The organism is Achromobacter sp. ISS7, from assembly GCF_056523125.1.
On sequence record NZ_JAWRZD010000001.1, the window covers coordinates 6,068,376 to 6,082,434 of the forward strand.

The window sequence follows — 14,059 nt, forward strand, 5'->3', positions numbered from 1 at the left end:
TAGACACACACAGGAGCTCAAAACATGGCCACGAGAAAATCCGAAGACGTCGCAAAAGAAAAACTCATCGACAGTGTCAAGACCAGCCTGAATGACGCTGAAAGCCTGCTGCGCGAAGCCGCCAGCAGCACGGGCGACAAGGCCACCGAACTGCGCGAACGCGCCATGACCTCGCTCAAGCGCACCCGCGAGGCCCTGTACGAAGCCCAGGACGCGGTGCTCGAGCGCGGTCGCAAGGCGGCGCGCGCCACCGATGACTACGTGCACGACAATCCCTGGCAAGCCATCGGCATCGCGGGCGTGACCGGCCTGCTGCTCGGCTTGCTGATCAGCCGCCGCTGATAAGGCAGGACCTCCGGGCGGGCGGCGCCGGCGTTTCGCCGCGTCCCCCGCCCGGCGTCCTTTTTGCCATGGGTCTACGCAAATCTGTTTTTGGCGTGGCGTCCAGCCTGGTCGGGCTGGCGCGCACTCGCCTCGAGCTGCTGGCGCTGGAAGCGGCGGGCGAGAAGGCGCGCCTGCTCAAGCTGCTGGGCATGGCGTTCGCCGCCTTGCTGTTCCTGACGCTGGCGGTGCTGGTGTTCACCATCACGGTCGCGGTGGCCTTCTGGCCGACCGAAGACCGCTATCTGGCACTGGGCCTGCTGGCGGCCTTCTATCTGGTGGTTGGCGTGGTGCTGCTGCTGGTGGTGCGCCACGGCCTGGTCTACGGTCCGGCGCCGTTCGCGGCCACGCTGGAAGAGCTCGGCCGCGACGCCGAACTGCTCGAACGCGTGCGCGACGCGCAGGACGATGATGACCGGGCGCGCCGGCGCGAGGAGGACTGAACCATGACGAAACGGTCTCCCGCCGTCGATCGCGCCGTGCGCATCGAACTCTTGCGCGCCCGCGCCGCCATCGAACGCGAGTCGCTGGCGCAGGGCATCGTGTCGGCCGGGCGCAAGCTCGAGCCGGCCGCGCTGCTCAAGAGCTTCCTGCCGGGCATGGCGTCCGGCGGCGCGTCGCGCTGGGCCATGCAGGCTATCGGCCTGGCGCGGCGCTACCCTATTATCAGCTCGTCCCTGTCGGCGATGTTCATGCGCGGCGGCGGCAAGTCCAAGCTGCTCAAGCTGGCCGGCGGCGCGCTGGTGGGCTGGCAGCTGTTCAAGGTCTGGCGCGATTCGCGCGACGATCACGACGACGCGCGCTGATCCCGGTCTTCGCGTCCGTCCAAAAGAAAACCCCGCCGGACACGGCGGGTTTTTTTTCATCGTGATCAGGCAGGCCGTTTTACCCTGCCCAAGAGCATGAACACCAGGATGGCCGTCCCGGCCGCGGCGCCGGCCAGAACGAGAAGCTGGAACCGAAATGCGCTTTCGTATGCCTGCAACAGCAGCGATCGCCCCGCCGTCGGCAGATGCGCCAGCGCATTCTGCAGATCGCTCATGGCCAGCCGGTTCGATGCTTGCACCAAGTCCGCAGCCGCCACTGACCCCTTCGGTACTGACGCCGCCAGCCCCGAGAGAATGTTGGCGGACAACATGGCCCCCACGACGGCAATGGCCATGCCGTCGCCGGCCAGCCGTACCGCATTGAAGATGCCCGCCGCCATGCCGGCCCGTTCCTTTGGGACCACGCTCACCGCCAATCCGTCCATCAGCCCCCAGGGCAGGCCGATCCCGACGCCGATCGCCAGCATCGCCAGTAAACGCCCGTGGCGTGCATCACCGGACAGCGTCAACCCCAGCCAGGCCAGTCCGGCAGCCGCAATGGCGAGGCCGATGCCGGACAGCACGCCGACATTGATCCAGCGCGCCAGAAGCGCGGCGATGAACGGCACCACCAGCAGCGGCGCCGATAGCGCAATCATCATTTGGCCGGCGGCCAGTGCGCTGTATCCTTCCACGCCGATGAACCGGGCTGGCAGCACGACCAGCAGCACGATGTACGCATAGGCCGGCGCAATCGCCAGCACCTGTACCCCCGCGAACCGCGCGTTGGCGAACAATGAAAGGTCAAGCATGGGGTTGGCCTGCCGGCGTTCGATGAAGACGAAGGCGGCCAGCAGCAGGGTGGCGCCCATCAGGCAACCCAGTACCGAGGCATCGCTCCAGTGCCGCTCGGGGGCAAGGATGATGCCGTACGTCAGCAGGGCCAGCCCGACGGTAAAACTGATGGCGCCGGGCCAGTCCAGTCCCGTGGCGCCGGGGTCGCGCGTTTCCCGGGCAAATGGCGCAATCAGCGCAGCAGCCAGCAAGGCAACCAACGCCGGCAGATAAAACACCCATTGCCATCCCAGCGTGTCGATCAGCAGTCCGGCCAGGAATGGGCCGAACGCCGCGCCGGCGCCGAACGTCGTGCCGATCAGGCTGAATACGCGTGTGCGGGCGTACCCGTCGAATTCCTGGGTCAGTGCCGCCATCGCGCCGGCGAAGGCGGCGGCCGCACCGAGGCCCTGGATGAGCCGCAGGATGTCGATCCAGAACACGGACGGCATGAGGGGAATGGCCGCCGTTATCAAAGCGAACAACAACATGCCCGACAGCCAGGTGCGTTTGCGTCCATAGGTGTCGGCCAAACTGCCCGCCGCGAGTGTCGCGCTGCCGTAGGTCAGGATGTAGGCGTTGATGATCCAGGTCAGCTCGACTGCGCTGCCGCCCAGCGCCTGATTGATGGAGGGTACGACCACGACGGGGCCGGCGATGCTCAACGGAATGACGGCGGCCGTCAGGCAGCCGGTCACGATCAGAGGGGCTCTGCGAACCGTCGCGTCCGGCGCGGATGCGGGGGTGGCACTCATTGGATGTTCCTTGATGACGGCGGGCCGCGCGGGCCCTGCGGATTCTTGGCTGTAGCGACAAGGCCATCCGGTCTTGCGCGCTAAGAAATTGATGATAATTTCGAACTAATCGTGGAAAAATAGTCTTTGAATCAGCATTGAGATGACATTTATGTCATGAATTGGAGCGACGAATGGATGGCTATGGAGGATTGGCGATCTTTGTGCAGGTGGCCGAGTCGCGCAGTTTCGCGATCGCGGGACGGCAGTTGGGCATCTCGGCGTCGGCGGTCAGCAAGGGCGTGGCGCGGCTGGAGCACAAGCTTGGCGTGCGCCTGTTTCAGCGCAGCACCCGAAGCGTCAGCCTCACGGCCGAAGGCGCGCTGTTCCTCGATCGCTCCCGCCGCATCCTTTCAGAGATCGCGGCGGCCGAGAATGAGTTGGCCAGCACCAAGGCGGCCCCGCAGGGACGATTGCGGGTAAGCCTGCCGTTGGTCAGCGGATTGATGTGGCCGGTGTTGTCGGCCTTTGCGAGCCGCTATCCGCAGATCGAACTCGATCTGGATTTCAGCGATCGCCTGGTGGACGTCGTGGAGGAAGGATTCGATGCGGTGGTGCGCACCGGAGAGCTGAGCGATTCCCGCCTGATGAGCAAACGCCTGGGTGTCAGCCGCTTTTGCTGCGTGGGCGCGCCCGACTATTTCCAGCGGCATGGCACGCCTGGACGGCCCGAGGACATCGCCCGGCATGCTTGTCTGCTGCATCGCGTTCCCAGCACCGGCATGCTGGAAAAATGGCGCTTGCGCCGCGGCGACGAGGACGCCGATGCGCGCCCTGCGGCAAGCATGACCAGCAACCACCTGGAAACCCTGCGGCATATGGCCATCCAGGGACTCGGCATCGCCTACCTGCCGGACTTCGCGGTCAACGCGGCCCTCGAGCGCGGGGAACTGGTGAGGGTGCTGGACGAATGGGCGGGTTCGCCCAGCACCTTCTGGGTACTGTGGCCGTCAAACCGGCAATTGCTGCCCCGGGTACGGGTATTCGTCGACTTCATGGCCAAACACCTGTTCCCGGCGGCATCCCCATAACGGAAGGAGCCAGGCCGCCAGGCCTACAGGCCCAACTGCCCCCAGATGTCGTCCACCCGTTTCTTGACGTCGGCGTCCATGGTGATGGGCGTGCCCCATTCGCGCTGGGTCTCGCCCGGCCACTTGTTGGTGGCGTCCAGGCCCATCTTGCCGCCCAGCCCGGACACCGGCGAGGCGAAGTCCAGGTAGTCGATGGGCGTGTTCTCGACCAGCAGCGTGTCGCGCACCGGGTCCATGCGCGTGGTCATGGCCCACACCACTTCCTTCCAGTCGCGCGGGTTGATGTCCTCGTCCACCACCACGATGAACTTGGTGTACATGAACTGGCGCAGGATGCTCCACAGCCCGAACATGACGCGCTTGGCGTGGCCGGCGTACTGCTTGCGGATCGACACCACCGCCAGGCGGTAGCTGCAGCCTTCGGGCGGCAGGTAGAAGTCGACGATCTCGGGCAGCTGGCGCCGCAGCAGCGGCACGAACACCTCGTTGAGCGCCACGCCCAGCACGGCCGGCTCGTCGGGCGGCTTGCCGGTGTAGGTGGAGTGGTAGATGGGATTGCGGCGCATGGTGATGCGCTCGACCGTGAACACCGGGAACCAGTCCTGTTCGTTGTAGTAGCCGGTGTGGTCGCCGTAGGGGCCTTCCAGCGCCATCTCGTAGTCGGTGTTGGGCGGCGGGTTGACGCCGTCCGGCACCACCGGCGCGATGGCGCGCGGATCGGACGACGGCAGCAGGTGGCCTTCCAGCACGATCTCGGCCCAGGCCGGCACCGACAGGTTGCTGCCCAGCGCCTGCGCCACCTCGGTGCGCGAGCCGCGCAGCAGGCCGGCGAACTGGTACTCGGACAGGCTGTCCGGCACCGGCGTGACCGCGCCCAGCGTGGTGGCCGGATCGGCGCCCAGCGCCACGGCGATGGGGAAGGGCGTGCCCGGATGGGCCAGCGCGTGGTCGCGGAAATCGAGCGCGCCGCCGCGGTGCGACAGCCAGCGCATGATGAGTTTGTTCGGGCCCAGCAGTTGCTGGCGGTAGATGCCCAGGTTCTGGCGGCGCGCGTTGGGGCCGCGCGTGATCACCAGGCCCCAGGTCAGAAGCGGCGCCACGTCGCCGGGCCAGCAGGTCTGGATCGGCAGGCGCGTCAGGTCCACGTCCTTGCCTTCCCAGACGATCTCCTGGCAGGCCGGGCTCTTGACGTTCTTGGGGCTCATGTCCCACAGGGCCGACTTCAGCATCGACACCTTGGCCAGCGCGTCGCGAAAGCCCTTGGGCGCCTCGGGCTCGCGCAGCGAGGCCAGCAGTTCGCCGATGTCGCGCAGCGCGCTGACGTCGTCGGCGCCCATGCCGCGGGCCACGCGCGAAGGCGTGCCGAACAGGTTGGCCAGCACCGGCATTTCGGCCGGCTTGCCGTCGTGCAGGGCTTTTTCGAACAGCAGGGCGGGGCCCTCGGCGCGCAGCACGCGGTCGGAAATCTCGGTCATTTCCAGGCGCGTCGAGACCGGCGCGGCGATGCGTTTGAGCTCGCCCATGCGTTCGAGTTGAGCGAGGAAGTCTCTAAGGTCGCGGTATTTCACTACAGATCCCGGCTATTTGGTTACAACTTGGGCAGAAAGAGAGGTTAACATTGACTCCCTCTTTTTCCACGCAGGAGGTTTTATGCCCGATGCGTCAGTGGCCAGCCTGTTCAGGAACATGGCCCAAGGAGTGCACCAATATCTTGCCGAATCGCTGCGCATCTGCTCCGTCTACCTGGGCATCGCGGTGATCGTGACGGTAAGCATGGGATTCGCCCTGCCTGGTTTGCGCGACCAGGCATTGCAAGTGCACAAAGCCTTGTTGACCGCCCTCGCGCCTTCATCCATGCAGACCGGCGTCGAATCCGAAGCCGGATCCGAATTCGGCGTCGATACTTCTTCGGCGATTGCCATGGCCGTGCCCACCGCGCCGTCCAGCAATGCGACCGGCATGCTGGGGCCTGCCCGCGCCGCGCCCGCGACGCCCAAGAAGCCTGCCATGGTCGCCACCGGCCCGCAGGCCGAAGCCTTGCGCAACTACATTTCGCGCAAATACAAGGTCGCCTATGACGCGACCGGTCCGCTCTTGAACACCGTGTACAAGGTGGGCCGCGAGAAGCAGCTGGATCCCTTGCTGCTGCTGGCCGTGATCGCCATCGAATCGCGCTACAACCCGCTGGCCGAGAGCCACGTGGGCGCGCAGGGGCTGATGCAGGTGATGACCAGCGTGCACCAGGACAAATTCGATGCCGTCGGCAAGAATCCGCTGGACCCGGGCGCCAACATCGCCGTGGGCGCCACCATCCTGAGGGACTGCATCAACCGGCGCGGCTCGGTCGATGGCGGCCTGGCGTGTTATGTCGGCTCGACCGGGCCGGATGACAACGGCTATGGGGCCAAGGTGCAGGCGGAGCGGCGGCGCTTGGCGCTGGCGTCGGGCATTGCCCTGGCGCGAGACTGACCCCGCTTCGCGCGTTTCACTGGAAGGTCACCAGGACGGTGACTTTCTGGCTGTATTTCCCAGTGATGACCGTCGTGCCCGACTTCGTCAGTTCCGCCGTGTAGTACAGGGGCACAGGACGCACGCTGGTGGATAGCGAGGGACCCGGCGCATCGCTCCACCTGTTGAATACGACGGGGATGACGCCGTTTTCCTTGAGCCCCAAGCTGAGCCCGTTGGCCTGGCCATCGCTGTTCTTCAGGAGGATGCCCTGAGCGTTCGCAGAGAGCGCGGCGGCGTCCGCCGGCTGGAATTGGATCTTGAGCGGGACGACCAGCTTGCCCAGGCTGTTCAGGTCGAAACCACCGTCGCAGGTCGGGTCGAAATCCGCATACAGCGTGAAATTCACCGGCGGGGGCAGCGGCAGACTGGTCATCGCGTAAGCCCGTCCCAAGGGTATCGTTCCCGGCGTCGTGATCTTTGCGATGCACCTCGGAATGAAGCTCACGTTTGTGCCATTGAGCGATCCTATTTCGATGTGATTGGAGTGCAGGAACTGGGGGTTCATCCTGACGAAATCCTGATTCGGCGGGATGAACATGCTGATTGGTTTGTCGGGTGTCTTGGTGACGACCAACTTCAGGTTGCCCAGCAATAAACCTTTGGCAGTCGGCGTCGCATCGGTCGCGGATGCCGGTGCATACAGAACGTCCGAGAGGCGAAACCTGTCGTCGCTTGTGCTGCCCGTCGGCACCCACGGTGGATAATTCCCGATCTGCAATACGATTTGCAGCCCGACCGCTTTCAAATCGGTTACCGCTTTCTGCAAGCCGGCGCCTGCGGATAGGAAGGGGGATCCCGCGAGGGAATTGTTGACGCAAATCCAGGGCACGGGAGGCAGGGGCTGGTCATAGACGACCGTGCCGACCACGGTTGTTTTGTCCAGCAAGATCGTATCCGGCGCCAGCCGCCCGGTAGCTAGGGAGGCCCCCTTGTCCATGGTGTAGCCGCCGCCCGTATTGACCTGGCACCCCGGCCCCAGCGCGCATGCCGGCGCAGGCAGCAGGCAGGCCAGGCTCCAGGCCGCGGCCACCACGCCACGCCACCCGGGGCAACGCGTCCCGGCTCGTCTTCTTGTCATGCAATTTCTCCCGGAATGGCTTCGGGCGGGCCGTCCGCGACGGAGGGGCGCGCGAGCCGTGCGGCCGCCGTAAGGCTCGACAATGATCCGGAAAATATAGGTGGTGGAACGGGCCCAATGTCGCGCCGCCATAGGGCGGGCTATTGTGTCCGGATGCGAGCGAGGGACGCGGAAAGCGCGCCGTGGCGATCCTGGAGCCAGCGGAGAGTGGGCGGAATTGTCATGCGAGCTTGCATGGCGAGGATTATCTGAACGTTAAGGTTGCGTCAGACAAAAGGCGAGGCGGGTGAGGTGCCCGGGCCAGTGTATCGCGCGGTGGCGGCCCGGCGCGTGGCCCGGCCGGCGCGCTTCCTACCTGCCCAGCAGCTTGCCCATGCGGGCCACGGCTTCTTCCAGGCGGTCCAGGCCGGTGGCGTAGGAAAAGCGCATGGTGTGGTGGCCGTGGGCGGGACCGAAGTCCAGGCCGGGCACGGCGGCGATGCCGGCTTCCAGCAGCAGGCGTTGCGAGAAGCTGGCGCTGTCGGTGCCGAAGTCGCTGATGTCGGCGTAGATGTAGAAGGCGCCGTCGGGCTTGACGGGGACCTTCAGGCCGAGGCGCTCAAATTCGGGCAGCAGGTAGTCGCGGCGCTGCTTGAAGGCTTCGCGGCGGTGTTCGAAAGTGCGCAGGGCGTCGGGGGTGAAGCAGGCCAGGGCGGCATGCTGCGCCAGGGTGGGGGCGCAGATGGCGAGGCTGCCGGCGATCTTCTCGACCGGGGCCACCATGTCCTCGGGCACGATCATCCAGCCCAGGCGCCAGCCGGTCATGTGGAAATACTTCGAGAAGCTGTTGATGACGATGATGTCGTCGTCCAGCGTCAGCGCGGAGCGCGGCTGGCCTTCATAGGACAGGCCCAGGTAGATTTCGTCGACGATGGCGAAGCCATGGCGGGCGCGGACCTCGCCCAGCAGCCGGGCCAGCTCGCCGTGGTCGATCGAGGTGCCGGTGGGGTTGCTGGGCGAGGCCACCAGCACGCCCTGGGTGGCCTCGGTCCAATGGTGCGCCACGTCCTGGGCCGACAGCTGGAAGCGCTTGTCGGCGGAGCTGGGGATCAGGCGCGGACGGCCGCCGGCGGCGAGCACGAAGTTGCTGTTGGCGGGGTAGGACGGGTCCGGCATCAGGACTTCGCCGCCGGGGTTGACCAGGGCGGCGCAGGCCAGGGTCAGGGCGCCGGAGGCGCCGGCCGTGACGATGACGCGCTTGGGGTTGATCGTGGCGCCGAACTGGTCGTGGTAGAACTGGGCGATCGCCTCGCGCAGCGGCATCAGGCCGGCGGGGGCGCTGTAGCCGCTCTGGCCGGCCTGGGCCGCGCGCTGCAGCGCTTCCACGACCTGGGGCGGCGCGGTAAAGTCCGGTTCGCCGATGCCCAGGCTGATGATGTCCTTGCCCGCCGCCTGCAGCGCTTGCGCCTGCTTGAACAGTTCGACGACCTGGAAGGTCAGGAATTCGTTGGTACGGGCGGCAAGGCGGGGCATCGGGCTCTCGAAGGCTACTTGAAGCGGAATAAAGGGAATTGTAGTCATGCAGCCATCACGGCGCGCTTTCCTCCTGGGCCGGCGGCCCGTCCAGACGCCCTGGGCCACTTTCCTGCAACGGCTGGGGCTGTTGTGCCAGGGGACGCTGCGCGACCTGGGCGAGACGGCGGGCCAGGGGCCGCGCGCGCTGCTGACGCCGTCGCGCGAAGGCGACGTGGTGCATGCGCGCGCGCTGTGCGCCGAATATGGCGTGGTGCTGGCGCTGGACGATGCCGACGGGCCGTTCGCGCCGGTCGATGGTCCGCTGCTGTGGATCGATCCCGGTCGCCTGGCGGGCCTGGCGCGGCTGGCCGGGCCGTCGCCGCGCTGGCGCGCGCAGCCCGGCGTGCCGCTGGCGGCGCTGGCGCAGGCCGGGCTGCGGCAATTCGCGGGTCTGCCGGGCGCCATGACCCTGGCCCAATGGCTGGCCGCGCCGGCCGCCTGGCCGGCCGGGGACTGCGCGGCGTCGGGCGTGCTGGCCGTGGACCTGCTGCTGGCGGACGGTGTCGAGGAGACCCTGGGGCCGTTCGGCGCCGACGACCTGCAACCGTTGCGGTCGGCGACGGTGCAGCGGCTGGTGCCGGCGCTGTTCCAGCTGGTCGGCGGGGACCTGGCCGCCGCCTGCCGTGACGGGGACGCCTGGCTGGCGCGCTACCGGCTCGACGCCCTGGCGCCGCGGGCGCCGGCGACGGTCAACCTGGCGCATCTGATGCTGGGGCAGGGCGGCACGCTGGCGTGGGTGCAGGGGGTGACGCTGGCGGACTGCCCGCCCGCCGAAACCGGGGCGGCCTGCGCGCCGGCGGCCGACGGACTGGCGCCGCGCACTGGCGGGATGGCGGTCGCCGCGCCGCGGCAGGCCACCGCGCTGCAGGCGCGCGTCAAGGCGCTGTTCGACCCGTATGGGCGTTTTCCCGAATTCACGCCGCCGCCGAATAGCGACAGTTTGTAAGCCGGGGGTAAGATGGGCGGCGCCCGCGGCCTGGCCGGGGATGCGCGCCCCGGGGGCCGCGCAGGGAACGTTTCGCGCGCTCCGCCATCGGAATAGAATTGCCCCCTTTCGTGTTCCTCACTCTAGCCAGTAGCCGCCCCTATGGATGCCAACCTCCGCAAAGCCGCCCTTGAATATCACGAGCACGGCCGTCCCGGCAAGATCTCGGTCACGCCGACCAAGCAGCTCACCAACCAGCGCGACCTGGCCCTGGCGTACTCGCCCGGCGTGGCGGCGGCCTGTGAGGAGATCGTGGCGGATCCGGCCAACGTGTTCCGCTACACCGCGCGCGGCAACCTGGTCGGCGTGATCACCAACGGCACCGCGGTGCTGGGCCTGGGCAACATCGGCGCGCTGGCCTCCAAGCCGGTGATGGAAGGCAAGGCGGTGCTGTTCAAGAAGTTCGCTGGCCTGGACGTGTTCGACATCGAGATCAACGAAACCGACCCGGACAAGCTGGTCGAGATCATCGCCGGCCTGGAAGCCACCTTCGGCGGCATCAACCTTGAAGACATCAAGGCGCCCGAGTGCTTCACGGTCGAGCGCAAGCTGCGCGAGCGCATGAAGATCCCCGTTTTCCACGACGACCAGCATGGCACCGCGATCTGCGTGTCGGCGGCCTTCATCAACGGCCTGAAGGTCGTGGGTAAGGACATCGACAAGGTCAAGGTCGTCACGTCCGGCGCCGGCGCGGCCGCGCTGGCCTGCCTGGACCTGATGGTGGACCTGGGGCTGCCGCTGGAAAACATCTGGGTCACCGACATCGAGGGAGTGGTCTACGAAGGCCGCACCACCTTGATGGACCCGGACAAGGCGCGCTTCATGCAGAAGACCGACGCCCGCAAGCTGGCCGAAGTGATCGAGGGCGCGGACGTGTTCCTGGGCCTGTCGGCCGGCGGCGTGCTCAAGCCCGAGATGGTCGCCGCCATGGGCCCGCGCCCGCTGATCCTGGCGCTGGCCAATCCGACGCCGGAAATCCTGCCCGAGCTGGCCCATTCGGTGCGCGACGACGTGGTGATGGCCACTGGCCGTTCGGACTATCCGAACCAGGTCAACAACGTCCTGTGCTTCCCGTACATCTTCCGCGGCGCGCTGGACGTGGGCGCCACGACCATCACGCGCGAAATGGAAAAGGCGGCGGTGTATGCCATCGCCGAGCTGGCCGAGGAAGAGCAGAACGAAGTGGTGGCCGCGGCCTACGGCACCTTCGATATCTCGTTCGGCCCCGAATACCTGATTCCCAAGCCGTTCGATCCGCGCCTGATCGTGCGCATCGCCCCGGCGGTGGCCAAGGCCGCCATGGAAGGCGGCGTGGCCACGCGTCCGCTGGCCGACCTGGAAGCCTACGAAGAGCAGCTGCAGCAGTTCGTGTACCACTCCGGCGCTTTCATGAAGCCGCTGTTTTCGGCCGCCAAGCGCATCGTGCGCGAAGGCGGCCCGGCTCGCATCGTGTTCGCGGAAGGCGAAGACGAGCGCGTGCTGCGCGCGGTGCAGGTGGTGGTGGACGAAGGCCTGGCCCGTCCCATCCTGGTGGGCCGCCCGTCGGTGCTGCTGACCCGCATCGAGAAACTGGGCCTGCGCCTGCGTTTGGGCGAGGACGTCGAGGTCACCAACCCCGAATACGACGAGCGCTTCCACCAGTACTGGACCACGTACTGGGAACGCATGTGCCGCCGCGGCATCACCAAGGAAATGGCGCGCGTGGAAATGCGCCGCCGCATGACGCTGATCGGCGCGATGATGGTGCACCTGGGCGACGCCGACGGCATGGTCTGCGGTTCGGTCGGCGCGTACCACGACCACCTGCGCTTCATCGACGAAGTGATCGGCCGCCGGCCGGGCCGCAACGTCTATGCCGCCATGAACATCCTGCTGCTCAACGAGCGCACGGTGGTGCTGGTGGACACGCACGTCAACGACGAGCCCACGGCCGAGCAGATCGCCGAGTTCACCATCGCGGCGGCCAAGGAGATGCAGCGCATGTTCCTGGCGCCGAAGGTGGCGCTGCTGTCGCGCTCGAACTTCGGCTCGGGCAGCTCGGCCTCCGGCGCCAAGATGCGCCGCGCGCTGGAGCTGGTGCGCGAAGCCGAGCCGGAACTGGAGATCGACGGCGAGATGCACGGCGATTGCGCGCTGGACGAGGCGCTGCGCATGCGGATCCTGCCGTCGTCGACGCTCAAGGGCCAGGCCAACCTGCTGGTGTGCCCGAACGTGGACGCCGGCAACATCGCCTACAACCTGCTCAAGACGGCGGCGGGCGGCAACGTCGCGGTCGGCCCGTTCCTGCTGGGCGCCAACGCGCCGGTGCACATCCTGACCTCCAGCTCGACCGTGCGCCGCATCGTCAATATGACCGCGATGACGGTGGTGGATGCCAATACCCCGCGTTGAAGTCACCAACGGCGGTCCGGCGTGCCCGCGCACGCCGACCGGCCTGGTCCTGACCGGAGGCGGCGCCCGCGCCGCCTATCAGGTGGGCGTGCTCAGCGCCATCATGGAGCTGCTGGACCCCGACTGGCATTCGCGTTTCAAGAATCCCTTCGACATCATCTGCGGCACGTCCGCCGGCGCCATCAACGCCGCCGCGCTGGCCTGCCGCGCCGAGCGGCCGCACCTGGGGGTGCGCCGCATCCGCCGGCTGTGGTCGTCGCTCAATACCGACATGATCTACCGGGCCGACGCGCCCGGCCTGATCCGCACCGGCGTGCGCTGGCTGGGCCTGCTGTCGCTGGGCTGGATGTATTCCGGCCTGACGCGCAAGCGGCCACAGTCGCTGCTGGACAACAGCCCGATGCAGGAACTGCTGGGCCGGGTGCTGGACTTCGGCCACCTGCAATCGAACCTGGAGAGCGGCGCGCTGTCGGCGCTGGCGATCACGGCCTCGGGCTACACCAGCGGCGAGCACCTGACGTTCTACCAGGCGCATGCGCCGATCGAGCCCTGGCACCGCTACCTGCGGCTGGCCATTCCCACGCCCATCACGGTCGACCACCTGATGGCCTCGTCCGCGATTCCCTTCGTCTTTCCCGCCCGCCAGATCACGGTGCACGGCAAGGGGGAGTGGTGCGGCGACGGCTCCATGCGGCAGCTGGCGCCGATCAGCCCGGCCATCCACCTGGGCGCGCACCGGGTGCTGGTGATCGGCACCGGGTTCCGCGACGACACCCACCCCGAGCACCGCGAGGCCGCGCCGCCATACCCCTCGCTGGCCCAGGTGGGCGGCCATGCCCTGTCCAGCATCTTCCTGGACGGCCTGTCGATGGACGTCGAGCGCCTGGAGCGGATGAACTACCTGGTCGACCACGCCGCGCCCCGGGAGGGCGACGAGGTCACCGTGCGCCGCATCCAGGTGCTGACGATTACCCCCAGCCGCTCCCTGGATTCCCTGGCGCTGGAACACCTGGGCGACATGCCGGCCCAGGCCCGTGCCCTTTTTCGCGTACTCGGTGTATCGTCCGACCCAAGCCGTCCCGGGGGCGGTGCGCTGATGTCCTACCTGTTGTTCGAGTCCAGCTACACCAAGCGATTGATCGAACTGGGTTATGCCGATACGATGCAGCGTAACGATGAAGTGATCGCCTTTTTCAAGGAGGCACAGGCATGACGCGCAATGCCCAATCTACCCTGCAGAAGCAGTTGAAGCGAGGTGGAGCGCTGGCCCATGACGGGCTGGACAAAAAGGCCGTGGTCGACGCCGCGCATGAGCTCGGCCTGGCACTGTTTGTGGCCAATTGCGACCCGGCCCGCAGCCGCTCCGCGGTGCTGCGCGCCATCGTCAAGGCGGTGGATTTCCCCGAGTATTTCGGCGGCAACCTCGACGCGCTGTACGACTGTCTGTGCGATACCGTGCTGGATCACAAGACCGGCGTGGTGCTGTGGCTGTACAAGCTGCATTCGGGGGATCCGGCGCTGGAGGAAGACGCCGCCCGCATCGAGTCGGTCTGCGCCGACGCCGCGGAATTCGCCCACGAGAATGGCCGCACGTTTGCGTATGTGGTGGAACACGCGGGCAAGCACCCGGACCCCGAGCCCGGCGTGGCCGCGGCGCCCTACGGCGAACACGACTGACGGCGCTGTCAGGCGGC

Annotated in this window: 13 protein-coding genes; 9 read left to right on the forward strand and 4 right to left on the reverse strand. The window is 67.2% G+C overall.

The window, feature by feature from the left end; genetic code table 11:
- The first annotated feature begins 24 nt into the window (after positions 1–24).
- The 3 genes from AC1HFW_RS27560 (at position 25) to AC1HFW_RS27570 (ending at position 1,187) form a co-directional block, all read left to right on the forward strand.
- A complete protein-coding gene (locus AC1HFW_RS27560) occupies positions 25–342 on the forward strand; it encodes an ElaB/YgaM/YqjD family protein (RefSeq protein ID WP_006390876.1) in 318 nt (105 codons plus the stop codon).
- 68 nt (positions 343–410) lie between these two features.
- Entirely contained in the window at positions 411–824 is a 414-nt protein-coding gene (locus tag AC1HFW_RS27565) for a phage holin family protein (RefSeq protein ID WP_035359400.1), read from the forward strand.
- 3 nt (positions 825–827) lie between these two features.
- Positions 828–1,187: a hypothetical protein gene (locus AC1HFW_RS27570; protein ID WP_479285905.1), complete on the forward strand. Its 360-nt coding sequence runs from the start codon at positions 828–830 to the stop codon at positions 1,185–1,187.
- A 65-nt stretch (positions 1,188–1,252) separates the two neighbouring features.
- Here the strand turns inward: AC1HFW_RS27570 and AC1HFW_RS27575 are convergent, their stop codons facing one another.
- A complete protein-coding gene (locus AC1HFW_RS27575) occupies positions 1,253–2,776 on the reverse strand; it encodes an MFS transporter (RefSeq protein WP_479285907.1) in 1,524 nt (507 codons plus the stop codon).
- A gap of 173 nt (positions 2,777–2,949) precedes the next feature.
- Between AC1HFW_RS27575 and AC1HFW_RS27580 the strand changes: the two genes are divergently transcribed.
- Positions 2,950–3,846, forward strand: coding sequence for a LysR family transcriptional regulator (locus AC1HFW_RS27580; protein ID WP_479285909.1), 897 nt, complete (start codon positions 2,950–2,952; stop codon positions 3,844–3,846).
- A 23-nt stretch (positions 3,847–3,869) separates the two neighbouring features.
- On the opposite strand, the gene ubiD is transcribed toward AC1HFW_RS27580, so the two are convergent.
- A complete protein-coding gene (ubiD, locus tag AC1HFW_RS27585) occupies positions 3,870–5,414 on the reverse strand; it encodes a 4-hydroxy-3-polyprenylbenzoate decarboxylase (protein ID WP_116521348.1) in 1,545 nt (514 codons plus the stop codon).
- Positions 5,415–5,496: 82 nt separating this feature from the next.
- Here ubiD and AC1HFW_RS27590 point away from each other — a divergent pair, with 82 nt between their 5' ends.
- Complete coding sequence (locus AC1HFW_RS27590) at positions 5,497–6,315, forward strand: lytic transglycosylase domain-containing protein (protein ID WP_006390870.1); 819 nt, start codon at positions 5,497–5,499, stop codon at positions 6,313–6,315.
- 16 nt (positions 6,316–6,331) lie between these two features.
- Here AC1HFW_RS27590 and AC1HFW_RS27595 read toward each other — a convergent pair whose 3' ends face one another.
- Positions 6,332–7,387 (reverse strand): hypothetical protein, encoded by a 1,056-nt coding sequence (locus AC1HFW_RS27595; protein ID WP_479285911.1) that lies wholly within the window; start codon positions 7,385–7,387, stop codon positions 6,332–6,334.
- Between the two features lie 399 nt (positions 7,388–7,786).
- Positions 7,787–8,947, reverse strand: coding sequence for a pyridoxal phosphate-dependent aminotransferase (locus tag AC1HFW_RS27600; RefSeq protein WP_479285913.1), 1,161 nt, complete (start codon positions 8,945–8,947; stop codon positions 7,787–7,789).
- Positions 8,948–8,993: 46 nt separating this feature from the next.
- Here AC1HFW_RS27600 and AC1HFW_RS27605 point away from each other — a divergent pair, with 46 nt between their 5' ends.
- The 4 genes from AC1HFW_RS27605 to AC1HFW_RS27620 all read left to right on the forward strand — a co-directional run bounded on the left by AC1HFW_RS27605 (position 8,994) and on the right by AC1HFW_RS27620 (position 14,042).
- Positions 8,994–9,935, forward strand: a complete 942-nt coding sequence (locus tag AC1HFW_RS27605; protein WP_479285915.1) for an FAD-binding protein — start codon at positions 8,994–8,996, stop codon at positions 9,933–9,935.
- A 141-nt stretch (positions 9,936–10,076) separates the two neighbouring features.
- Positions 10,077–12,365, forward strand: coding sequence for an NADP-dependent malic enzyme (locus tag AC1HFW_RS27610; RefSeq protein ID WP_479285917.1), 2,289 nt, complete (start codon positions 10,077–10,079; stop codon positions 12,363–12,365).
- Positions 12,346–13,578 (forward strand): patatin-like phospholipase family protein, encoded by a 1,233-nt coding sequence (locus AC1HFW_RS27615; protein ID WP_006390866.1) that lies wholly within the window; start codon positions 12,346–12,348, stop codon positions 13,576–13,578. Before AC1HFW_RS27610 ends, AC1HFW_RS27615 begins: the two co-directional genes overlap by 20 nt.
- Positions 13,575–14,042 (forward strand): barstar family protein, encoded by a 468-nt coding sequence (locus AC1HFW_RS27620; RefSeq protein WP_006390865.1) that lies wholly within the window; start codon positions 13,575–13,577, stop codon positions 14,040–14,042. The genes AC1HFW_RS27615 and AC1HFW_RS27620 overlap by 4 nt, the downstream gene beginning before the upstream one ends.
- Positions 14,043–14,059: the final 17 nt, after the last annotated feature.

Bases quoted from the DNA above. Each gene is read 5' to 3' on its own strand.
- AC1HFW_RS27560 (WP_006390876.1), top strand. From the start codon at position 25: ATGGCCACGAGAAAATCCGAAGACGTCGCAAAAGAAAAACTCATCGAC.
- AC1HFW_RS27565 (WP_035359400.1), top strand. From the start codon at position 411: ATGGGTCTACGCAAATCTGTTTTTGGCGTGGCGTCCAGCCTGGTCGGG.
- AC1HFW_RS27570 (WP_479285905.1), top strand. From the start codon at position 828: ATGACGAAACGGTCTCCCGCCGTCGATCGCGCCGTGCGCATCGAACTC.
- AC1HFW_RS27575 (WP_479285907.1), bottom strand. From the start codon at position 2,776: ATGAGTGCCACCCCCGCATCCGCGCCGGACGCGACGGTTCGCAGAGCC.
- AC1HFW_RS27580 (WP_479285909.1), top strand. From the start codon at position 2,950: ATGGATGGCTATGGAGGATTGGCGATCTTTGTGCAGGTGGCCGAGTCG.
- AC1HFW_RS27590 (WP_006390870.1), top strand. From the start codon at position 5,497: ATGCCCGATGCGTCAGTGGCCAGCCTGTTCAGGAACATGGCCCAAGGA.
- AC1HFW_RS27600 (WP_479285913.1), bottom strand. From the start codon at position 8,947: ATGCCCCGCCTTGCCGCCCGTACCAACGAATTCCTGACCTTCCAGGTC.
- AC1HFW_RS27605 (WP_479285915.1), top strand. From the start codon at position 8,994: ATGCAGCCATCACGGCGCGCTTTCCTCCTGGGCCGGCGGCCCGTCCAG.
- AC1HFW_RS27610 (WP_479285917.1), top strand. From the start codon at position 10,077: ATGGATGCCAACCTCCGCAAAGCCGCCCTTGAATATCACGAGCACGGC.
- AC1HFW_RS27615 (WP_006390866.1), top strand. From the start codon at position 12,346: ATGCCAATACCCCGCGTTGAAGTCACCAACGGCGGTCCGGCGTGCCCG.
- AC1HFW_RS27620 (WP_006390865.1), top strand. From the start codon at position 13,575: ATGACGCGCAATGCCCAATCTACCCTGCAGAAGCAGTTGAAGCGAGGT.